Source organism: Nostoc sp. CHAB 5836 (assembly GCF_020829445.1).
Taxonomy (GTDB): domain Bacteria; phylum Cyanobacteriota; class Cyanobacteriia; order Cyanobacteriales; family Nostocaceae; genus Nostoc.
The window spans coordinates 1-22,227 of sequence record NZ_JAIVFV010000004.1; the positions used below are offsets into that span (position 1 = coordinate 1).

A 22,227-nucleotide genomic window follows, 5' to 3' on the forward strand; every position below is an offset into this window, starting at 1 on the left:
AACGCACCGAAGAAATCCTCGCTAACTACAACCAAGAAAAAGTCGCAAAGTCTTCTAAAAGCTTGGATTCACCCTACGAAAAAGCTCTCTACTTAGCTCAATATTTAAAGCAACGCTACTCCCTTCCGCAAAATCCCTTAGAACTACCTTATTTAAGTGAAAAAGAAGACTTGGTAGAAACCTTTTTATTCAAGCAAAAAGGAGGCTATCCAGATCACTTCTCTACAGTTCTGACAGTGATGTTGCGTTCCATTGGCATCCCAGCGCGGTTGGTAGCAGGGTTTAGTTCAGGAGAATTTAATCCATTTACAGGGCTATATGTTGTCCGTAATACTGACGCTTATGCGATGACGGAAGTGTATTTTCCTAGATATGGTTGGTTTGCCTTTGACCCCATTCCCAATCATCCTTTGATTCCCCCATCGATTGAAGATACTCAGACTTTTAGTGTGTTGCGTCAATTGTGGCATTGGGTTGCTGGATGGTTGCCCTCTCCGGTGACAGGTTTGTTGAATAATGTATTTGGGACAATATTAAAGTGGGTAATTAGAGCGATCGCTTGGTTTTTAGCTTTATTTTCTCAAGGTTGGTTTGGCGTATTGACTGGCTTAATCTTGGCAACCACAGCAGCTTTCTTTGGTTGGCTGGGTTGGGGTCAGTGGCGAGAGTGGCGCAATCGTCGATGGTTAAAGAAATTGCCAGCAATGGAGAGCCTTTATCAACAAATGCTGCAATGGACAACCCAGAAAGGTTTAGGCAAACATCCGGCACAAACACCTTTAGAATATGCCAGAATTTCATACCAGCATCATGCCCCAACAACTGCTCAGGTAATAGATGAAATTTGTCAAGCCTATGTTGGCTGGCGTTATGGTGGTCATACACCTAACTTGCAGCAACTCCGACAAAGATGGCAAAGTCTTAAAAAGACTGCTAAGTAGGTTGGCGCAATTAAAGCTAACTGGCAAGGGCTGTCACTTGTACTGCCCTTCCCTACGGGACGCACTCGCGTTCGACTATGCAGTTCGACTGCGGTTCCATCTCTTCTTAGGCTACGCCAACGAGCAAAGTCGAGATGCTCACCGTCAACTCACCAAGCGCGAACGCGAGTGCGTCTGGTAGAGTTGTCGAACTATTGATCATTAGTAAGGACTTTAAGCTTATTTACGTTTCGTAACATAATGAAAGTTTATTTATGCCGGTTTACTTAACTAATTCAATAGTTTGTTTGACAAAATCCCTACAGCTATGATTATTATCTAGTCGAGCCTGATTTTTTCATTCCAGATTGCTTTGGCTGAGTTGGGGCATTTGGTTGGCGATTAGTGCGAAAAGTCACATTCACGCCTTCATTCGATTGCTCCAGCACCAGTAGAGGTGTAGGTTTAGCCTTTTGATCCCAATGCATGGTGGCAATCCGCCCTTGAATTGTTGGTTGCCAACTATCTTCGTCTTCTATAGGGCTGAGGTAAGTTTCTATACAGTTAATAATTTGGCTAATAGTTGCAGAAGTCGCTTGTGTCGGTAACTTCATTAACCGGATTTGAATCCGAAACAGCACTCGTTTAGCAGAGTTCCCTGGAGTACCAGTTTCATACTCCACATCAAAAATTTCATCTACCTGCCGAGCAACGTTATTAGCAATTCCGACTGTTCCTTGTTGGGCTTGACTTGGACGCAGGGCTTGAGTAACTTTTTCTTTGATCTGAATCTTCACTTGATTAACGATCGCAAAATGAAACACCTCCTCTGACATTCGCATTCGCAGATAATCCAGGTTAAAATCCCGTGAGTTAACTAAATCGGGATTAGTTTCCATTTTGCGAATTGTTTCCAGCGCCAATTTAAACTTTTTTTCTAGCTCTCGCGCCCGGAATTGTTCAAACTTAAGTTTTTTCTCCAGCTGATTCATCTGGAGTTTACTATACACAATCAAAGCAATCACCACTAAAGCCAGTCCTCCTGAAGTTACCAACAATAATGCTGGTGTTTGAGGATTACTTGCTGGCACTTCCTGGGATGCCTTTTTAGTCTTTGTCCCGGAGGATTGGGCAAGAAACATCGAAGTGGACATGGTTGGAAACTGAAAAACTTGACTCCTGATGTTTAGGATGCCCAAATATTCAATGCCATCTTGCTGTATGATTAATATTTTTTACAGCCTTTTACAAACCGTATATGTCCAGACATTTGAGCCTCCCTCCCCTGTCTGAGATTTCATCTACAAGCCTTAGCAATATTCGTCTGATCGCCACAGATATGGATGGCACTCTGACTAGACGAGGAAAATTTACTCCCGCACTGCTGCAAGCTTTAGAGGATTTAGCCGCAGCTGACATTAAGGTGTTAATTGTCACAGGACGTTCTGCTGGGTGGGTGAGTGGATTGAGTGCGATGATGCCAGTGGCAGGTGCGATCGCAGAAAATGGCGGTTTCTACTTTCCGCCTGGGAACCAGAAACCATTAGTCTTAACAACCATTTCCGATTTAGCTCAACATCGCCAGCACTTGGCTAGGACTTTTGAGAATTTACAAACTAAATTTCCCCAAATCCAAGAATCTGTTGATAATCGCTTTCGCATCACCGACTGGACTTTTGATGTAGCTACTTTGCGTCAAGATGAATTACAAACCCTAGATAATCTCTGTCAACAAATGGGTTGGGGATTTACCTATAGCAACGTGCAGTGTCACATTAAACCCCAAGGGCAAGATAAATCTGTGGGATTGTTGCAAGTATTACGCGAATATTTGCCCCAGTACTCACCAGAACAAATTGTTACTGTTGGCGATAGCCCCAATGATGAAAGTTTATTTGATCGGCGTTATTTTCCTGTTTCTGTAGGTGTGGCAAACGTCCTGGAATATGTGAATCAGTTGAAATATCACCCTGCTTATATTACTACTGCTGCCGAAGGGGAAGGATTTTGTGAGTTATCTAGTTATATTTTGAAAAGCTTGCACATCTCAAGTTAGAAAGAACTAGAGTTGTTCTACAATAATCTCGTAGCACTGATTTTACAACCATGACGGCTACTTTACCTGTTAGTGTCGAATCGGAAATATTCTACCCCAGTGCTGATGGTCAACCAGTGGCAGAAACTTACGACCACCTTTACGCCTTACTAACTACCTTAGAAGTCCTGAAACAGTATTTGGCAAATCGTCAGGCAACAGTATTGGGAAACCAATTTCTTTACTATGCACAAGGTTTTCCCAAGTTGCGGGTAGCCCCGGATGTGATGGTGATTTTTGATGTTGCACCCGGTGGTCGGGACAACTATAAAATCTGGGAAGAGGGTCAAGTACCCACAGTTATTTTTGAAATGACATCTTTTAGTACTAAGGGACAAGACGAAATCTTCAAAAAGACTCTCTATGAGCAGCTGGGTGTCAAGGAATACTGGCTATTTGACCCCAAAGGCGAGTGGGTGGAACAACAGTTACGTGGCTATCGCCTGCGGGGAGAAATCTATGAACCTATACAAGATGGACGCAGTGAACCGTTACAACTGCGTTTGGTAGTTGAGGCAAGGCTAATTGGGTTTTATCGAGAGGATACGGGGGAAAAATTACTGATTCCAAACGAACTGGCAGAAGCTTTACGACAGGAAGTTTTAGCAAGACAGCAAGCAGAAGAACTGGTAGAACAGGAACGCCAACGAGCAGAACAGGAACGCCAACGAGCAGAACAAGAACGCCAACGAGCAGAACGGGCAGAATTGCAGATAGAACAGTTAAAGGCGAGGTTGCGATCGCTCCATGTAGACCCCGATGCTATTCAGTAATATGCCCCAGAAGTCGCTATAGCGATGACATCACTCTGTCAATCAACTACAACTATTCGGAATATGCTAACCTAGTATGGTTAACTAATCTCGCACATCTAAGAATTCGGGTGTTTCTCAGTTGGGAAATACACTTGGATGGAGGTTTAACCCGAATCGGAGTTGAAAAATATATGCCAGTAGTTTCATTGGCTCAAATGATGGAGTCAGGGGTTCACTTTGGGCATCAGACCCGGCGTTGGAACCCAAAAATGTCTCCTTACATTTATACTTCCCGCAATGGTGTGCATATTATCGACTTGGTGCAAACTGCCCAGCTGATGGATAATGCCTACAACTATATGCGATCGCACGCCGAACAAGGAAAGAAATTTCTTTTCGTCGGCACCAAGCGCCAAGCAGCTGGAATTATTGCCCAAGAAGCCAGCCGTTGTGGTTCCCACTACATTAACCAACGCTGGTTAGGTGGAATGTTGACCAACTGGACAACCATCAAAACAAGAGTAGACCGTCTGAAAGATTTAGAACGCCGTGAAGAAACTGGCGCACTAGATTTATTACCCAAAAAAGAAGCATCAATGCTACGTCGGGAAATGACGAAGCTTCAGAAATACTTGGGCGGCATTAAAACAATGCGGAAAGTGCCCGATATCGTGGTAATTGTTGACCAACGGCGGGAATATAACGCAGTTCAAGAATGCCAAAAGTTGAATATTCCCATTGTGTCTATGCTGGATACAAACTGTGACCCAGATGTAGTAGATATCCCCATCCCCGCAAACGACGATGCTATCAGGTCAATCAAGCTGATAGTCGGAAAATTGGCAGATGCCATTTATGAAGGCCGTCACGGTCAACTGGATGCTGAAGAGGATTACGAAGATTACGACGGTAGTGAGTATGACGATGACTACGAAGAAACCGAATATACTGATGCCGTAATTGCCGACGAGGAAACAGAGGAATAAGTAAAGCCGGGGTGAAGGAAATTTCCGAGGGCGGTTGTTTGAGTAGCAGCAATCTGCCCTAGCCTGCGGCAAATAGTAGGCTAAGGTAAAAGCGAAAAAACTCATACCTTATAACTTCATTATTTTTTCTACCCCAGCGCTGAGTAAGATAGAAATACTCAACACCCGTGAGCGATTAAAACTCGAGGTCAAGTTAGGAATTGAGGCAACATGGCGGAAATATCTGCAAAACTCGTCCAAGAGCTACGCCAAAAAACTGGTGCCGGCATGATGGACTGCAAAAAGGCGCTGATAGAAAATGATGGCAACATAGATGAAGCCATCGACTGGCTAAGAAAAAAGAACTTAGTTTCAGCTGGTAAAAAAAGCGATCGCATTGCGGCAGAAGGTCTGGTAGACACCTACATTCAGCCTAGTGGTCGAGTGGGAGTACTCATAGAAGTCAACTGCCAAACCGACTTTGTTGCTCGTAACGAGGCTTTTAAAGCTTTAGTTAAGAACTTAGCAAAGCAAGCAGCGACAGCTGATAGTGTTGAGTCTTTGCTGGCTCAACCCTATATTGATAGTGAAACCGGGACTGTAGAAGAATTCATCAAGCAAACTATTGCCACCCTTGGTGAAAATATCCAAGTGCGTCGCTTTGTTAATTTTGCAATCGCAGAAGGTACACAAGGTGTAATAGACAGCTACATTCATACTGGCGGTCGAGTTGGTGTATTGGTAGAGCTGGGTACTCAAACTGAGTCAGTGGCTGCTAATTCAGAGTTCCAAACCTTGGCACGGAACGCGGCAATGCAAGTTGCGGCTTGCCCAAATGTCGAGTATGTGAGCGTAGACCAAATCCCAAGGGAAATTGCCCAAAAGGAAAAAGACATTGAAATGGGCAAGGATGATTTGGCGAACAAGCCAGATAACATCAAAGAAAAGATTGTTCAAGGACGGATTGAAAAACGCCTGAAAGAATTGGCTTTGCTCGATCAGCCTTACATTCGCGATCAAAGTATTTCTGTGGAAGACCTCTTGAAGCAAGCGAAGGCTCAATTAGGCGGAGACATCCAAGTGAATCGCTTTGTCCGTTATATACTGGGCGAAGGCATTGAAAAGCAAGAAATTAGCTTTGCGGATGAAGTCGCTGCACAAATGGGCACTAAGTAATATTTGGTTAGGAGTTAGGAGTTTGGAGTTGGGAGTTGGGAGTTTGGAGTTAATAGAAAGTTGCTTCATAATTCATAACTCATAATTCTTAACTCCTAAGCGCTTAAAATACAGGTCAAGCAAATCGCCTGACCTGTATTTTATTTAGTAAAGATGCGAAATATGGCATTTAATTTAAAATCTAAAATTCTCTGGAAAGTTATCCTCAAATAAATTTGTACATTTGTACTATTTAATAGTTCACATGGGCAAGAACGAAAAGATATGGCAAGAGCAATCGAGCGAATTGAACGGGATATTGCAGCACTGAAAGAAGCGATTCGCGCGATCGCACTAGAACTACAAACCGCTTATACTAGTTATCTAAACTCCTTGGGGTTAGGTGTACGAAAACAGTTGATTCTTGCAAGTTACCACCTCTGCACTCAAGGATATCCCGAAAATTTTCTGCATTTGTCATTGAATCAGCGCCAACAATTGCAACAAGCCATCCGCAAGTTGGGGCAACTGGCAGCTGAAGATTTGCTCACTTGTATTAAAAGTGAGGAAGCAGGGGGGGATGAGGGGGATGAGGGGGATGAGGGGGATGAGGGAGTAAGATCATCTTCATCTTCACTATTTCTGGAGACCTCTAATTCTCAGTATCTGACTGCCGACACCTGTGATCCTATAGAACTGGCAAAATGGCAACAGAACTTAGAAGAGGTCATGCAAGAGATACTGAAAAAACTTTCCCATGATGCTAATCTTTTATTACAAAAAGCTGGGGTATTACCCAAAAAATTACCAGAACCGATTTTAGCAGCCGCGGCTGCGGCATCAGAGGCATCTGCCGAGGTAATGCCAGGGCCACCTAATTTATTAAACTTAGTAGTTGAAATTGAAAATGAGCAGCAGTCAGAAGATTCTGGACTAACACAAATTATGGCTATTAACCTGCGGCTAGGAGAAATCGAATTTGCTGATGTAACACTCTCCTCTGAGCGCAGGCAAATCCGCAGTATTTTAGTTCAGCTAAACAAGTTAGGGCGAGAGTATCAAAAGAGACATCGTGAAAGAGCGATCGCGGAAGCTGAAGCTGCATGGCGTGCTAGTTGGTTTGAAGATTAGTCATTTGTTCTTTGTCCTTTGTCCTTTGTCCAGAGTCAAATGACCAATGACCAATGACTAATGACCAATGACTAATGACTAATGACTAATAACTAATGACCAATGATTAATGAAAAACCAGATTGGATACGATTGCAGAAAGCCTTGGCAATAGAAGCTGAACGTGGCTTTACAGACTTGATGGGCAGAGAATACCGTTTCAGTGAATTTCTCAGCCTAACTTTGGGCAAATTCCCGACAGGCTTACCCCAAACTGAACGCCGCCGTTGGCAAGGACTAGCGGTGCAATTTGCTAGTTATCCACATCTAGCAGTGGAAGAAAGACAATATTTAGTAGCAGAGACTCGTAGGTATCTTTCCCAACTACAGCAGGGGGAGCAGGAGGAGCAGGGGACAATTTATCAATACAAAATGCAAAATCGTTCGACTGAGGGTAGCCGAAGTCCAAAATCTCCAATTGTTGCTGAGGTCAGTCGGAGGCTTGCGCCGAACATTGAGCAAAAACTCAGTGATTTACCAGAAATAGGCTTTAAAAAAGCTGATAATTTGGCAAGGCTTGATTTACATACCGTCCGCGACTTGCTTTTCTACTATCCTCGTGACCATATTGATTATGCACGTCAGGTAAATATCGGCGAGTTACAGGCGGGTGAGACGGTGACAATAGTCGCTACCGTGAAGCGTTGCAGCTGCTTTACTAGCCCTAAAAATCAGAAATTATCAATTTTAGAACTAATAGTAAAAGATAATAGCGGTCAAATCAAAATTGGTCGTTTTTACGCAGGTACGCGCTTTAGCAGTCGCGCTTGGCAAGAAAGTTTAAAACGCCGTTATGCAGTAGGTAGTATTTTGGCGGCCTGTGGGTTGGTGAAAGAAAGTAAATACGGCTTGACGCTTGATAATCCAGAACTGGAGGTTTTGGCAAATCCAGGAGATACGATTGAGTCGTTGAATATTGGGCGGGTGGTGCCAATTTATGGACTGACTGAGGGCGTGGTAGCGAATACAGTCCGACAGGCGGTAATTGCTGCTTTGCCTGCTGCGGCTAACCTGAAAGACCCTCTGCCAAGTGGTTTGCGGCAAAAGTATGGTTTGATGGAATTGAAAGATGCGATCGCTAATATCCATTTTCCCAGCGACAGTGACGCTTTGAAAGTTGCTCGTCGTCGCCTAGTTTTTGATGAATTTTTCTACCTACAACTTGGGTTACTGCAACGTCAGCAGCAAGCAAGGGCGATTCAAACCAGCGCCATCCTTGTCCCACGAGGTCAACTTGTAGAGAAATTCCACGAAATACTCCCTTTTCAACTCACTGGCGCACAGCAACGAGTCCTCAACGACATTCTCAACGATTTGCAAAAACCTGTGCCAATGAATCGTTTGGTGCAAGGTGATGTCGGTTCCGGTAAAACGGTCGTCGCCGTGCTAGCTATCCTTGCAGCAATTCAATCTGGCTACCAAGCAGCGCTGATGGCTCCCACAGAAGTTTTGGCAGAACAACATTATCGCAAGTTAGTTAGTTGGTTTAACCTCTTGCATTTACCCGTGGAATTACTGACAGGCTCAACCAAAACTGCTAAACGAAGACAAATACATTCTCAGTTAGGAACTGGTGAATTACCTCTGTTAGTGGGAACTCATGCCTTGATTCAAGACCCCGTAAACTTCAATCAACTGGGATTGGTCGTGATCGATGAACAGCATCGCTTTGGGGTAGAACAACGAGCGCGTTTACAGCAAAAAGGCGAACAACCCCATGTGTTAACTATGACAGCTACCCCGATTCCCAGAACTTTAGCGTTGACGATACATGGGGATTTGGATGTGAGCCAGATTGATGAGTTACCGCCAGGACGACAAAAGATTCAGACAACAGTATTATCAGGTCAGCAACGCAACCATGCTTACGACCTCATCCGCCGAGAAACTGCCCAAGGTAGACAAGTTTACGTAGTTTTGCCCTTGGTAGAAGAATCAGAAAAATTGGATTTGCGATCGGCTGTGGAGGAGCATCAAAAGTTACAGGAAAGCGTTTTTCCCGACTTTCAAGTAGGGCTGCTACACGGTCGGATGAGTTCAGCCGATAAGGATGAAGCGATTACTAAATTCCGCGATAACCAAACGCAAATTTTGGTTTCTACTACCGTTGTTGAGGTTGGTGTAGACGTACCTAATGCTACAGTTATGCTCATTGAGAATGCGGAGCGATTTGGCTTATCACAACTGCACCAGCTGCGGGGACGTGTCGGTCGTGGTGCGGCTCAGTCTTACTGTCTTTTGATGAGCAGTTCTAGGAGTCCTGATGCTCAACAACGGCTTAAAGTGTTGGAACAATCTCAGGATGGTTTTTTCATTTCAGAGATGGATATGCGTTTTCGTGGCCCAGGGCAAGTACTGGGAACTCGTCAATCTGGAGTGCCAGATTTTACCTTAGCAAGTTTGGTTGAAGACGAAGAAGTTTTACTTTTAGCTCGGCAAGCAGCAGAAAAAATTATAGAAACAGATGCAACTTTAGAGCGCTGGTATTTGATGAAAGAAGAGTTAAAGTATCGGTATGAGCGCTTGATGGGTGGCGCGATTTTAACATAGTATATCTTGAATGAAGAAATTGCTGATTACACGTTAAACCACGTCTATCTTGAAACCTGTATAGGACTTACGCAATAACTCTCTAAAACCTTATTCCTTTGTGTCCTTTGCGTCCTTTGCGGTTCGTTTTTTCATGATTTTGCCTATGACTGCTTACCCTGTTTAGATTCAATACACTTGGGTTAAGCATTTCCTCCTTCTCTTCTCTCTGTGTTCTCTGCGCCTCTGTGGTTCGTAAAAAAAAGAGTTTCAGCCCTTTTGTGAACCGTATTGTGTTTACATTTAAATTTAAGACTGTCGTCAACTCACCCGCAATTCATCTCATCACTTCCGCTTCGCGGTAAGTGAGAGGCTTCTTACGGAATTAGCTAAATTTTAAGCCAGAGCCACGGCTGGTTGCTGCCAACGTCCCATCGCTTTACCAATTACTGCTAATTCTTGCATCAACTTATCGAAACGGTCTGGTGTGAGAGATTGAGGCCCGTCGGATAAAGCTTTGGCAGGATTGGGGTGAACCTCTATCATCAGGGAATCTGTGCCAGCGGCGATCGCAGCCATTGCCATTGAAGGCACAAACTCAGACCAACCTACGCCGTGGCTGGGGTCAATCATAATTGGCAGATGAGTCAGCTTTCGCAACACTGGCACTACTGATAAATCCAGCGTATTTCGCGTATACTGGCGGTCAAAGGTGCGTATTCCCCTTTCACACAAAATTACATTGGGATTACCAGATGCCAAAATATACTCGGCTGCCATTAACCAATCTTCAATAGTAGCTGCCATTCCCCGCTTTAATAGAACTGGTTTCGGCTGCGCTCCCACTTTTTTGAGCAAGGAAAAATTCTGCATATTTCTTGCTCCCACCTGGATCACATCAGCAACTTCGGCAATTTTATCCAGGTCAGCAGCATCCATCACTTCTGTAATGATACCTAGTCCACTGACTTCTCGCGCCTTCGCCAACAAATCTAAAGCACTGTCGCCGTGTCCTTGGAAGGCGTAAGGTGAAGTCCGGGGTTTGTATGCCCCTCCACGCAAAAATGTGGCTCCAGCCATCTTGACGCGCCGTGCTGTCTCCACAATCATTTCTTCATTTTCTACGGAACAGGGGCCAGCAACGACTACCAAAGGCTGGTGTTCACCAAATACCACCGCTCCATTGGGAGTATTAACCACCACTTCCGAAGCTTCGCCGTGGCGGTATTGACGGCTGGCTCGTTTGTAAGGCTGCTCTACCCGCAACACCTGCTCAATCCAGGGGCTAACTTCCTGAATTTGTAGTGGATCTAAATTGGCGGTTTCACCTACTAGACCAATAACTACTTTATGTTGACCGACAATTTTTTCTGGAGTTAGGCCCCAGCTAGTTAGTTCCTGATCAATGCGGTTTATTTCCGCCTCTGGAGAACCACTTTTCATTACTATAATCATCTTAAAGTTCCTGATTAATTGACTAAAATTTTCTATAAATGGGCTAATTTTATTGTTGCCTATTAGCCTAATTAACAGTAGTTAAGAGTATTAAAAATAAAATTTGTTTTTTAAACAAATTTAGCGGTTCTCCCTTGAGTGGAGTATAGTTTTGATCTCTCTCCTACAACGATAGAGCCTTTGAATCTTACTCCCCTTCCCTAGAAGGGAAGGGGCTGGGGGTTAGGTCTGTATTGGACTCAACTTCAAACTGCTATAGGCTAAATATAGCGCTCAGTCCGTAGTTTTACTACTAAATAACTGGACATGAGGGATAAAAAAGATTATAGAATTTTCATTAGTAAGGTTGAAATTTTATAACTTCAACTTCAACATTCACTTTTTTCCTTACCCAATACCACAGTTACGTAATACCTGAGCGCCGTTTATTATAAGTTTTTCTGCCGAGTTTCTCGCCAAACTGCCACCATTCGTTCCCAATTGGTGTTGAACTCACCCAAACCGAGGAAACTTCCGACTTTTTCTTCATCCCAAGATGCAGACAGAACGCCATAAGTTATCCCTAAGACCCCCAAACCAAATAATCCCATGTTTACCAATAACACGGCGATGGGAGGTAGTTGGATGTCGGAGTAGATAGCAAGCAGATAGCTAACAACCAGGGTGGTAATGCCCAAAGCAGTTGGTACACCACAGAAGCCGACTACTCGTCGGATCATCCTCTGGCTGACTACTTGGGGAATACTCATCTGTTCTTTGGTGTAAGGCGCTTTTCTATCAGCCTGTTTGGTAGATTCTTTTGGCTGTGCTGCTGGTTTGCTTTGAGTTTTTGCGGGTTTTTGGCGCTTTTTGTTTGGTTCAAAGGGCAAGGGACTGCGTTCAGATTCTTCAGCAGACATAAGCAGTAGTCCTATCCACGAATACCGAGGCGAGCAATCAAAGCTTGATATTTTTCGCGGCTTTCCTGTGATATGTAGGCTAAAAGACGCTTGCGCTGACCAATTAGCTTCAACAGTCCTCGCCGGGAAGAATGGTCTTTTTTATTTGCCTGGAGATGTTCGCTGAGGCGGTTAATGCGCTCAGTTAGCATGGCAACTTGGACATCGGCCGAACCAGTGTCGGTTTCGTGAACTTGGTAATTGGAAATTATTTCTTGTTTCCGCAGTTGCGTCAGAGCCATGATCGATTTAGTTTCTAGTTTTCAAATGTATGCAGCAGTCTCCCATAATATCACAGCCCTCAAGCTGGATGTGGAATGACCTTTCTAGTTAGAGATAGTAATTTTTCATACTAAGTAAATAGGGAGCTAGCCTCTGACTATAGCGGTTCCCAATTGCATGGAATACAGACCTAACAAGAACAGCCCCTTATAAAACTTAAAAATTTTCCTTAGCAGCTAACATTTGTAAAATCTTTTCTACATGATCCAACTCTCCAACGATTCGCCGAATTGGGTGAGGCCAAACTTTGACAAGGGTAGGAGTTGCAGAAACCTGATTGAGTTCTGCTTGTTCTGGATGACTTAAAACATCAATCACCTTCAAAGTATAAGGATGTCCCAGCGATCGCTCTAACAATTCGTGTAAATTTTGGAGAATGCGTTCTGTGGTACTGGTATGTCCGGCAACAAACAAGCGCAGAACATAGCCTTGTGTGATTACTTCTTTTTTTTGTACTATGACTGGTTGGTGATATTTTGGCACAGGTTCAGAAAGGTCTAGACGAACAATTAAGTCGTGATCCTCCCAAAGCTGCCCAAATGAGGAACGATAAGTTGTTAACACCATGCGATCGCACAATCCCTCTTGCCAGGGAGCTGCTTGCCATACTAACTCCCCTGTGCCAAAAATGGCATTAAGCAAAGCTTGATGTCTAATTACAGCCGGATAAGCTTCAGCAAAAGTTCGCACTTGGTGAGTACGCTGATCTAACCAATTGTCAATAGTGGCAGTATAACAAGGCACTAAAAAGTGCGGCGGCTCTGGTAAATCTAGGATTTCTTGCAAAGCCGAGCATAAATGCAAATGCCATCGACCTTGCTTGCTAGGGTCGATGCAGTAAATTAAATCTCCTCCAGGTGTAAATAGCGCAATGCCTTTAAACAACTGGGGTGTAGATAGTTTATTTGTCGTCAAATGATTCACAAAAGCTAGGAAGATAAAAGTAAAACGTTCTCTCTTTTACCTTTTACCTTAGCTATAACCGCAACCAGGATGACAAAGATATTTGGTTGGGATTGGGGATGAGGGAGATGAGGGGGATGAGGGGGATGAGGGGGAATATTGAACAAGTCTCTTCTCTATGCCCCATGCCCAATCTCCAATCCCCAATGCCTAAGTAAGTTGGCGCGAAAAAATTAAAGTATATTACGAAACGTAAATAGGCTTAAAATCTTTACTAATAGACATAGGAGTGAAAAAGAATTGTTTTGACGTAGCAGTGCTACGTCTCTACAAGGGTTCTGGGTAAAGCATATTTAATTTCACTCCTATGTCTAATGACCAATTGACTTAGGACAAATGACAGCTTTAGCCAGTTAGCTTTAATCGTGCCGACTTAGTTAATCTTAAACTCGACCTCGGAGAAACTGGGCCATTTCATTAGGAGTTGGCGACATTTCTAAAGCAGTTTCTTCAGTGATGCGACCGTCTTGATAGAGATTGAGCAACGACTGATTCATCGTAATCATGCCGTCAAAACTAGCTTGTTTCATCAACTCGCCAATTTCATCATACTTACCGTCTTTGATCCATTCTTTGATAGCCTCAGTATTGATCAGCACGTCGTGGAAAGCTGCCCGCTTGCCATCAGTTGTGCGACACAAACCTTGAGCAATTACTGCCACTAAAGACTCAGAAATTGCCACCCGCATTGCATCCTGTTCGTCACCAGAGTAGAGGTTGAGAATCCGCTCAATGGTTTTGACAGCGCTATTAGTGTGCAGGGTTCCCATAACCAAGTGACCAGTCTGAGCGGCTTTTAGGGCGGTATTGACTGTTTCCTTATCCCGCATTTCCCCCACCAAAATCAAATCTGGGTCTTCCCGCAAAGCTGCTTTCAAAGCGTTGTCAAATTTCCGGGTGTGCATTCCCACTTCTCTCTGTTTGACTAAAGACTTGCGGCTTTGATGGATAAATTCGATCGGGTCTTCAATGGTGATGATATGCTTGGCCATCTCCTTATTGATGTAATCCACCATTGCTGCCATTGTGGTGGACTTACCAGAACCAGTGGGCCCAGTTACCAAAATTAAACCTTTGTGGTGATGACAAATATCCCGAAAAACTGGAGGTAATCTCAACTGTTCCATAGTTAAGATTTTTAGCGGAATTAACCTTAACACCATTGCAGGCCCTTTGAGGGAGCCAAAAACATTAATCCGCACACGAGCAAAGTCGTATTGAGTTGCTCCGTCAAATTCTAAGTGTTCTTCATAGCGCTGAATTTCCCCCTCACTCATCACCTCCCGCAACCAATTCATAAAAGCTTCTTTGTCGGTTTCTGGATAATCCATTGATTGAATTTCTCCTCGGCTGCGGAAGCGGGGTACTTCGCCTACACCCAAGTGCAAGTCAGAATATCCCTGATCGTAAGCTTCCCTGATTAACTTCTCTAAAGTAGGCCCTGCACTGCTATTTTTAGGCGGAACTGAACTAGGTATTGGCGGTGGACTAACCAGACGATGACCTGCAACAGGAACATTGGTACTCCTATCCATTGACATATGCAATGTTTGTGTGACCTGTCTCTGCGTACTAAAGGTTGGGGTTGGCGGTGGTGGCGGGGGCATTGGTGGCAGGTTACGTTCGGCGGCAGAGTTATTATTTAATGGAGACTGTGATTCTGTCATATATCTTCACATTTGGCTGTTCAAAAGTTGAGTTCACGAGAAGTCAAGTCACTTGTTTCGATGACTTTTGGAAAATGCTTGTCTACAAGCTTTAGCAGTGATGTAATGGGATTGAAACTCTAGAACCACGGTCAATCCATTTAATCAACCTCAATTGGTATCTTTTTTTCTGGAGATTCCATAAGTCAGAAGATTTATAGAAATTATTTAACCGATATAAACTGGTTTAACACACGCAATAGCTGAAAACACCTCAGCAAATATACACTGACTATTTAGTGCTTTTTATAACTTAATGCCTGAAGTAAATATTCTCAGGACTTAGATGAGAAATTTATTCCGGACATGGAGACAAATTGCCAGCAATTAACAGCACAAATCCTAGCAGAGCATTTATTCAGCCCATCTATAAATTATGAGAGCCACTACTAGTTTTTATAAGAAATGTTAAGTTGAATCGGAGCAATAACCTGGGGATCAAGGTTAATGGGTTATGTATTTTAGGTTATGTGCCTGAAGGTAGATGCAATAAGCAAGTTTTTTTAATAGAGGTAAACTCGACTTTATATCCACAATTACAAAAGATTAACTGTAAAGTTTAGTAAACAAATGCTCATTTTCCCAATTAGTTTTTATATACTAAATTTCACTGAGAGACAGACAGTTAACTCGCCAAAAGCGAGATATGACTGAAAATTAATTAAAATATGTTGTGTATTTTTAGGAGGAAAAGTCATGGTTTCTGCTCAAAGCTCTAATCTAGGAAAGACCTACTCCTTGTTGATGATCAAAAGTTTTTTAATATGGACTTTTACATTAGCAGTATGCTTGTTGGTTGTCGGTTTTCCACTAGTTGTCTTGATGGCCACGGTCGGATGTCTGTTGTCGATTATCTTGCAATCTGTAATGCCTGTTAGTGCTGTTTTGCTTGTAGCAGGCGGTTTAATAATCTTTAATGTCATGGCAGTTGTATTGGCTGCGGGTGTGCTAACTCTTAAAGGAGTTCATCCTAATGAAGTTAAATGGTTAAGCTGGCTACATGGAGAGGCAGAGCAAATGCAGGCTAGTGTTTACGCTGCTTGCCCTTTAACTTGTGAGATTAAGTAGTCATTACAAGTAAATACGACAAACAGTACGTCTGCCCGGTTAAGCCGGGTTTTTTCATGCTCTTTAACATTTGAACTTCTGAAATCAAGATGTAGTCATTTAAATTTTAGCTAGATCAGCAGAAGCCCCGCACTCACTAGACGGAGTGTGGGATGCCAGTCGCCTGCGACGGGAAACCCGTCTACAGCGCTGGCTCATGAATGCGCGGGAGTGGGGAGAGATAGTGATTAATGCTTTTTGGCGTAGCCGAAACAATTAATTGCTATATCGAGCCATGACCCATATTCATTCTGGACTAGTTTGATTCTCAATATATTCTTTAAGTTTTGAAATTGTCACTCCACCGCAACTAGCTACAAAATAAGATCCATTCCAAAACGCATCTTTCCAGAAAAACTTTTCTAGATGCTCGGCATACTCTTGGCGTAACCTGCGCGAGGTAACAGATTTAATGTTGTTTACGAGTTTACTAAGTTGTAAATCTGGGTGGTACTGAAATAGTAAATGTACATGATCTTCTTCGCCATTGAACTCTACTAGTTTGCAATCCCACTTTTCGAGTAAGTCAACTAAGATATCTTCTAGCCGCTTCAGCATCAGTAGAGTAAATGCTTTACGCCTATACTTGGTGGTCAAAACTAAGTGAGCTTTTAAATCACTCACTGACCGACCAATCGAAGTCAAAATCATTTTTCATTAAAAATAAATAACATTATCGTATCATTGGTGTAGTCTTAAATCATAACACCCATTCAACTACTAGGATGAAAGTAACCTACCAGTACCGACTAAAGCCGGAATCAATTCAAAAACTAACTCTTAACGAATGGTTGAGAATTAGTCGGTACTGGTATAACCGCCAATTGGGTGAACGCTTCTCTTGGTGGGAAAATAACCGCCATGCTGTAAATAGTTGTCCAATCTTTGTAACCAGACTCCCTGAGTTACTAGACCGACCTAACTACTACAGTCAGAAGCTCCAGTTACCAGTCATCAAAAAAGATTTGAGCATTGTTCAATGGTCAGGTGAATTACTTGACTTTAAAAGCGTAGACTCAACTGTTCTACAGGATGTTTGCAAGCGAGTTGACAAAGCTTTCGAGCGTTTTGTTGTTGGGGATTCTAGTGGCAAACGTTCTGGAAAACCACGCTTCAAAACTGAGGCGAGTTTTAAGACAATGACGTTTGCAACAGCTAGTAACGAATGGATAAGGTTAAAACGTACAAACTGGCTATATATTCGTTTACCCAAGTTGGGGATGTTTAAGGTTCGGATGCACCGACCTATACCTGACGGATTTAACCTAAAACAAGTCAGCATCACAAAAAAGGCGGATGGCTGGTACATTCAGATGGTCTTGGAAGATGTATCTGTGCCAAATCAAACCACCGAGCTTATCCCTAGCTGGGACAACTCAATGGGCATTGATGCTGTGCTGCAAGGCGATGATTATCTTGCAACTTCAGAGGGTGAAAAACTTCCATCTTTAAAGCCATTACGCAAAAATCAAGCCAAGCTAGACCGTGTTTCTGTTAAGAGAAATAAACACAAGCGTGGATCTAAGTCTCGGCGTAAATTGGCAAAACGTGAGGCTAAACAGCATCAAAAAATTGCTAGAAGTAGAAAAGATTTTCAGTACAAAACAGCCCATAAGCTTGTCAGAACTGGAAAAAAGTTCTTCTTCTACGAGGATTTGAATCTGAAAGGACTAATCCGACGTAATAAAACCAAACAGGATGAGAATGGAAGCTATCTCAAGAATGGGCAGTCGGCTAAGTCAGGACTGAATAAGTCGTGGTCTGATGGTGCTTTTGGACAATTCTTTGAAATATTACAGCCCATAGCCGAAAAAGCTGGTGCTGTAGCAGTTTCACGGAACCCGCAATATACTTCAATGATTCTCAGCTACCGCAATGAAATTATTTTTACTGATTGCAGTATCAGAGAATATTGGGATGAGCAAAACTCTTTGATGGTTGACCGCGACATTAATGCAGCAGTCAACTTGAAAAGACTAGGGTTGGGCATTTTCCCTAGTATAAAACGCCGTAGTGGGAAAATAGACATAGTTGGAACTATGGACAATAGTACCACGAAGGAAATCCTTCATACCCTTCATCGGGCTGTTGGAAGCCTACACTTACCGCTCGCAAAAGTGTAGGAGTATGTCACAAACAGTTAGGACTTACACAACTGGCATATTATTTGGAGTTTGTAGTGTTCGCGAGTGCGTCTCGTTGGCGCAGCCTAAGAAGAGAAGAGAGGACTAAAGTTCAATACGCTTGGGTTAAGGATAATTGTAGGTTGGGTTGAAGGTCGTGAAACCCAACAAACCCCGCTCTTCGGTTGGGTTTCGTTCCTCAAACGCCACGTGCTTCAAGTCGGGGAACCCGCCCAACGCAGTGGCTCCCCAACCTACGCAATACAAGGTTTTTGACGCTAACCCAAGCGTATTGGACTAAAGTCCTCTTTCATCAGGGCTGTTCGCGGAGCGTTCCCGTAGGGTAGCCCTTACTACAAACTAAAAGCTTTTATTTTTTGTGACACTTGCGTAAGTCCTAACAGTGCATTTATCTGGTTAAGCCTTTATATTTGTGGTTTGTGTGATGATTGAGCGCCAACTATTGACTATTGGCCATAAACCATTGACTATAACCATTGGCAAATGACACATGACTAATGACAAATGACTAATCAAAAACGGGTTTGCATTATCTTGGGTACTCGGCCGGAAGCGATTAAACTAGCTCCAGTGATTCTAGTTTTCCAGAAGTCTTCAATTTTTGAGTTGCAAGTAATTCTAACTGGACAGCATCGGGAGATGGTTGAGCAAGTTATGCAACTGTTCAACATTAAGGCAGATTATAACTTAGAAATTATGCAGGTTCAGCAATCCCTAAATGATATTACCTGCCGTAGTTTACAAGGGTTAGAAGCATTATTCCAGGTGGAAAAGCCCGATTTGGTGCTAGTGCAGGGAGACACGACCACGGCTTTTACCGCAGCTTTGGCAGCTTTTTATCAAAAAATCCCTGTTGGTCATGTAGAAGCAGGCTTAAGAACTGATGATATATTCAATCCTTATCCAGAAGAAGCTAATCGGCGGTTGATTTCTCAAATTACTCAGTTGCATTTTGCGCCGACTCCTTGGGCTGTGGAAAACTTGCATCGTTCTGGTGTTTTGGGTGAAATTCACATGACCGGTAACACGGTAATTGATGCATTGTTAAATGTCGCTGCAACCCAAGGAGTTTGTGATGTACCAGGCTTAAACTGGGAATCGTATCGCGTTCTGTTAGCGACGGTTCATCGTCGTGAGAATTGGGGAGAACCTCTCTTAGCGATCGCTCAGAGCTTTTTACAAATTTTAGACAAGTTTCCTGATACCGCTTTGTTGCTACCATTACACCGCAATCCGACGGTGCGAGTCCCATTACAGGAACTTTTAGGAAATCATCCCCGAATTTTCTTGACAGAGCCTCTAGATTATGGCGAATTGGTGGGAGCAATTGGGCGATCGCATCTTTTGCTCACTGACTCTGGTGGCTTGCAAGAAGAAGCCCCTAGCTTGGGAAAACCAGTGCTGGTTTTGAGAGACACCACCGAAAGACCAGAGGCTGTTGCAGCCGGTACAGCCAAACTTGTAGGCACTAAGAGTGAGAATATTTTTCTAGCTGCTGCTGAGTTACTCAATGATCCAGATGCTTATGAAGCAATGGCAAATGCAATTAATCCCTTTGGAGATGGTCATGCAGCAGAGCGCATTTTGCAGATTGTACAAAATTACTTGGGTATTTCATCAAAAACATCAATTTAGAAACTGAGATTAAACAAAGTGCAAAATTTCTATTTTTTAGAGTGCATAAAACCGGCAGAAAAGCCGGTTTTTATTTTTTTACTGATTTTACCAAATATTTGGTAAAATCAATTTTTTTAACGAACCGCAATCGCGTAGCGTCTCCCCCTGGGAGAAGGACGCAAAGGACGCAAAGAGAAGGAAGAAATGCTTAACCCAAGTGTATTGCAATTGGTTACTAATATATGTTGACAAAAACTTAAGTATGTGACTTACAAGAAACGTCTATTTGGAAGGTGGTTTCTGGCTAAATACCCAAAGCTGATCGAGTTTCGGGGCCCACAATACCATCTACAAGTAGACCTTTACTTGCCTGAAAGCTTCGGACTCGGCTAACAGTTTCTTGACCATAAACTCCATCAACTCTGAGATTACCTAAAGCTGTTTGAACGTCTCTCACAAGTTGACCTTTAGAACCAGGGGTAAGAATCACCGAACCGCCAACACCACCAGGTCTAGTCACAGTAGAATTGGTAGGTTTATCAGCAATCCATCGGGCAAAAACGTATCTACCTGTAGAAAGCCGAGCAAAACCGTTTTCATACCTTTCAATCGCTGGAAGTGTTGCGCCATTTGGTACACAGTCCACATAGGAGTAGTTGGTGCTTGGGCCTGTACGGATACGTAAACAACTGCCGTTAGTCTTGACATATGCAGCCGAACTCATTTGAATTTGAGTAACAGCAGCAAGTAATACACCGACCCCAGCTAAAGCTAACCAAGCTGAAGATTTCAGCAGTTTTTTCCAATTAATAAATTTATATTTGCTGTTTTCAGATGCCTCTTGTTTAGTAATAACTCTGTCAGAAGATTTAAGAGGTTTTTCCTCATTGAATCGGAATTTAGGGGGATTAGATTTGGTGTTTCCAGATGCCTCTTCTTGAGCAATAAACATCTGGGAATAAGCAAGATATTCCATAATATGCTCCAATATATGAAAAAATGAATGCTCACAGAGAAATACTTTAAGAATTCGATTTGATTACTGAATCACTCGTAAAGAGAGGGAACTTTTAACAGGGAATCAAGGTGTAAGTAGGTCGGCGCAATTAAAGATAACTGGTGATGGCTGTCATTTGTCCTTAGTCATTCGTCATTGGTAAGGGTTTCAAGCCTATTTACGTTTCGTCACATAGTTTGATTTATTTTCGCCGACTTACTTACTAAGTTTTGTTCAAAAATCTAGTACGAGTTCTATTGATTTTTCTCTGGATCTTAGTATATTTTAGATCACTGTGCTTTCAAAAGATTTTGACTGGTAGCGAAATTAATAAAAAATAAAATTAGTCAAAAGATTCCTGAGAAAATGCCATGTCTACGACGAGGTACGCCTTGGCGCTGATCTAGTATAAAAATCACCCTGCCATCGCCTTCTCAAAATAAATAAAATTTTAGTAGACCAAAAAGTTTTGCGATCGCTCTTAGAGGATGTTTGAAAAGTCCTCTTCTTGGTAGCAAAACGTTCTATATCCCCCTAAATCCACGCCACTTGCTTCACTTGGGGAGACCTCAAGTGAAGCAAGTGGCTCCCCTTTTTAACGTCTGCCACCACCACGATAAGGCACTTCAGTGTCTTGTAGCTTTCTTTTCGGTGCAAACACTTCTTGATGTTGTTGCTGCTGAATTTTTTCCTGTGCAAACTTTACACGGGTACGAACTCCAAGATCGGCATCTGTATCAAGGATTTGCTGAAGTTGATTTGTAATCTGCGATGCTTGATCAGGTAAAGTGACTGCTATTGCAATGGCTAGTGTTTCTAAACTGGTCACTGCTGCATAGCGCACTACCCACTCTGGATCTTGAGAAATTAGTAATAGCGCCTCTAACACCTGAGTCTGAACAGATTCCACTTGATCAGGCGGTAGTTGATGCCAGCGCAAAGTGCCTAATCCCCTGGTAGCGGCCCGCCGCACACTTAAGGAAAAATCGGTTTTTGCTGCCTCTAACAAGGTATCCAGTGCCCGAATATCGCCAATTCCCGCTAAGGCACGAATCGCCCAGGCTCTAGCACCATAGTTATAGTCATCAATTAGTTCCAATAGTGGCGATACTGCTGCTTCTCCCATCGCAATCAGCCCATCTACCGCCGCCACCGCCGCCCCTGGATTGTTGTAGCCCAAAGCTGCAATCAGAGTGGGAACGGATTCCTCTATACCAGCTGCTGCTAACTCTTGAACTGCGTCTAATAAGCGATCGGAGGAGTCTGCTTCTTCTACAGCACGGATCAATATTTGGGCAAGGTCACTGTTATTCATAAGAATTTTTGATGAGTCGTTAACCGCCAGCCAATTGTAGCTTAAGTTATCCGTAGTTGGCATCATACATAAACCCCCTAGCCCTAATTTTGCAGTTGGGTTGGGGGTTTATGT

The 22,227-nt window shown here is 43.1% G+C and carries 20 protein-coding genes; 10 read left to right on the plus strand and 10 right to left on the minus strand.

Going from position 1 to position 22,227, the window contains the following annotated elements:
• Positions 1–941 (plus strand): DUF4129 domain-containing transglutaminase family protein (locus LC605_RS01480; RefSeq protein WP_229545812.1); only part of this gene is annotated, 941 nt, incomplete at its 5' end.
• Between the two features lie 314 nt (positions 942–1,255).
• On the opposite strand, the gene LC605_RS01485 is transcribed toward LC605_RS01480, so the two are convergent.
• Positions 1,256–2,074, minus strand: coding sequence for a hypothetical protein (locus LC605_RS01485; protein ID WP_229545813.1), 819 nt, complete (start codon positions 2,072–2,074; stop codon positions 1,256–1,258).
• 104 nt (positions 2,075–2,178) lie between these two features.
• Here LC605_RS01485 and LC605_RS01490 point away from each other — a divergent pair, with 104 nt between their 5' ends.
• The 6 genes from LC605_RS01490 to recG all read left to right on the plus strand — a co-directional run bounded on the left by LC605_RS01490 (position 2,179) and on the right by recG (position 9,610).
• Entirely contained in the window at positions 2,179–2,976 is a 798-nt protein-coding gene (locus tag LC605_RS01490) for an HAD family hydrolase (RefSeq protein ID WP_229545814.1), read from the plus strand.
• Positions 2,977–3,026: 50 nt separating this feature from the next.
• Positions 3,027–3,788: a Uma2 family endonuclease gene (locus LC605_RS01495; RefSeq protein ID WP_229545815.1), complete on the plus strand. Its 762-nt coding sequence runs from the start codon at positions 3,027–3,029 to the stop codon at positions 3,786–3,788.
• Between the two features lie 173 nt (positions 3,789–3,961).
• Positions 3,962–4,756, plus strand: coding sequence for a 30S ribosomal protein S2 (gene rpsB / locus LC605_RS01500; RefSeq protein ID WP_229545816.1), 795 nt, complete (start codon positions 3,962–3,964; stop codon positions 4,754–4,756).
• A gap of 210 nt (positions 4,757–4,966) precedes the next feature.
• Positions 4,967–5,911: a translation elongation factor Ts gene (gene tsf, locus LC605_RS01505; protein WP_229545817.1), complete on the plus strand. Its 945-nt coding sequence runs from the start codon at positions 4,967–4,969 to the stop codon at positions 5,909–5,911.
• 264 nt (positions 5,912–6,175) lie between these two features.
• Positions 6,176–7,021 carry a hypothetical protein gene (locus LC605_RS01510; RefSeq protein WP_229545818.1) on the plus strand — a complete coding sequence of 282 codons (846 nt, stop codon included), beginning with the start codon at positions 6,176–6,178 and terminating at the stop codon, positions 7,019–7,021.
• Between the two features lie 102 nt (positions 7,022–7,123).
• Complete coding sequence (gene recG, locus LC605_RS01515) at positions 7,124–9,610, plus strand: ATP-dependent DNA helicase RecG (RefSeq protein WP_229545819.1); 2,487 nt, start codon at positions 7,124–7,126, stop codon at positions 9,608–9,610.
• A gap of 375 nt (positions 9,611–9,985) precedes the next feature.
• On the opposite strand, the gene aroF is transcribed toward recG, so the two are convergent.
• The 6 genes from aroF to LC605_RS01545 form a co-directional block, all read right to left on the minus strand.
• Positions 9,986–11,044, minus strand: a complete 1,059-nt coding sequence (aroF, locus tag LC605_RS01520) for a 3-deoxy-7-phosphoheptulonate synthase (RefSeq protein ID WP_229545820.1) — start codon at positions 11,042–11,044, stop codon at positions 9,986–9,988.
• A gap of 428 nt (positions 11,045–11,472) precedes the next feature.
• On the minus strand, positions 11,473–11,943 hold the full coding sequence (locus LC605_RS01525) for a PAM68 family protein (RefSeq protein ID WP_229545821.1): 471 nt from the start codon (positions 11,941–11,943) through the stop codon (positions 11,473–11,475).
• 11 nt (positions 11,944–11,954) lie between these two features.
• Positions 11,955–12,224 (minus strand): 30S ribosomal protein S15, encoded by a 270-nt coding sequence (rpsO, locus tag LC605_RS01530; RefSeq protein WP_041565894.1) that lies wholly within the window; start codon positions 12,222–12,224, stop codon positions 11,955–11,957.
• A gap of 196 nt (positions 12,225–12,420) precedes the next feature.
• A complete protein-coding gene (locus tag LC605_RS01535; RefSeq protein ID WP_229545822.1) occupies positions 12,421–13,188 on the minus strand; it encodes a circadian clock KaiB family protein in 768 nt (255 codons plus the stop codon).
• 48 nt (positions 13,189–13,236) lie between these two features.
• Positions 13,237–13,374, minus strand: coding sequence for a hypothetical protein (locus LC605_RS01540; protein WP_229545823.1), 138 nt, complete (start codon positions 13,372–13,374; stop codon positions 13,237–13,239).
• 236 nt (positions 13,375–13,610) lie between these two features.
• The gene (locus tag LC605_RS01545) at positions 13,611–14,894 is read right to left on the minus strand and encodes a type IV pilus twitching motility protein PilT (RefSeq protein WP_229545824.1); all 1,284 of its coding nucleotides are present in this window, start codon (positions 14,892–14,894) and stop codon (positions 13,611–13,613) included.
• A gap of 735 nt (positions 14,895–15,629) precedes the next feature.
• Here LC605_RS01545 and LC605_RS01550 point away from each other — a divergent pair.
• Positions 15,630–16,001 (plus strand): hypothetical protein, encoded by a 372-nt coding sequence (locus LC605_RS01550; protein WP_229545825.1) that lies wholly within the window; start codon positions 15,630–15,632, stop codon positions 15,999–16,001.
• A gap of 285 nt (positions 16,002–16,286) precedes the next feature.
• Here the strand turns inward: LC605_RS01550 and tnpA are convergent, their stop codons facing one another.
• A complete protein-coding gene (gene tnpA / locus LC605_RS01555) occupies positions 16,287–16,691 on the minus strand; it encodes an IS200/IS605 family transposase (protein WP_229545826.1) in 405 nt (134 codons plus the stop codon).
• A gap of 74 nt (positions 16,692–16,765) precedes the next feature.
• On the opposite strand from tnpA, the gene LC605_RS01560 reads away from it, so the two are divergent.
• Positions 16,766–18,163 carry a transposase gene (locus tag LC605_RS01560; RefSeq protein WP_229545827.1) on the plus strand — a complete coding sequence of 466 codons (1,398 nt, stop codon included), beginning with the start codon at positions 16,766–16,768 and terminating at the stop codon, positions 18,161–18,163.
• 525 nt (positions 18,164–18,688) lie between these two features.
• Complete coding sequence (gene wecB, locus LC605_RS01565; protein WP_229545828.1) at positions 18,689–19,819, plus strand: non-hydrolyzing UDP-N-acetylglucosamine 2-epimerase; 1,131 nt, start codon at positions 18,689–18,691, stop codon at positions 19,817–19,819.
• A gap of 286 nt (positions 19,820–20,105) precedes the next feature.
• On the opposite strand, the gene LC605_RS01570 is transcribed toward wecB, so the two are convergent.
• Entirely contained in the window at positions 20,106–20,777 is a 672-nt protein-coding gene (locus LC605_RS01570) for a peptidoglycan-binding protein (protein WP_229545829.1), read from the minus strand.
• 616 nt (positions 20,778–21,393) lie between these two features.
• Positions 21,394–22,179, minus strand: coding sequence for a HEAT repeat domain-containing protein (locus LC605_RS01575; RefSeq protein ID WP_306426833.1), 786 nt, complete (start codon positions 22,177–22,179; stop codon positions 21,394–21,396).
• Between the last annotated feature and the right edge of the window lie 48 nt (positions 22,180–22,227).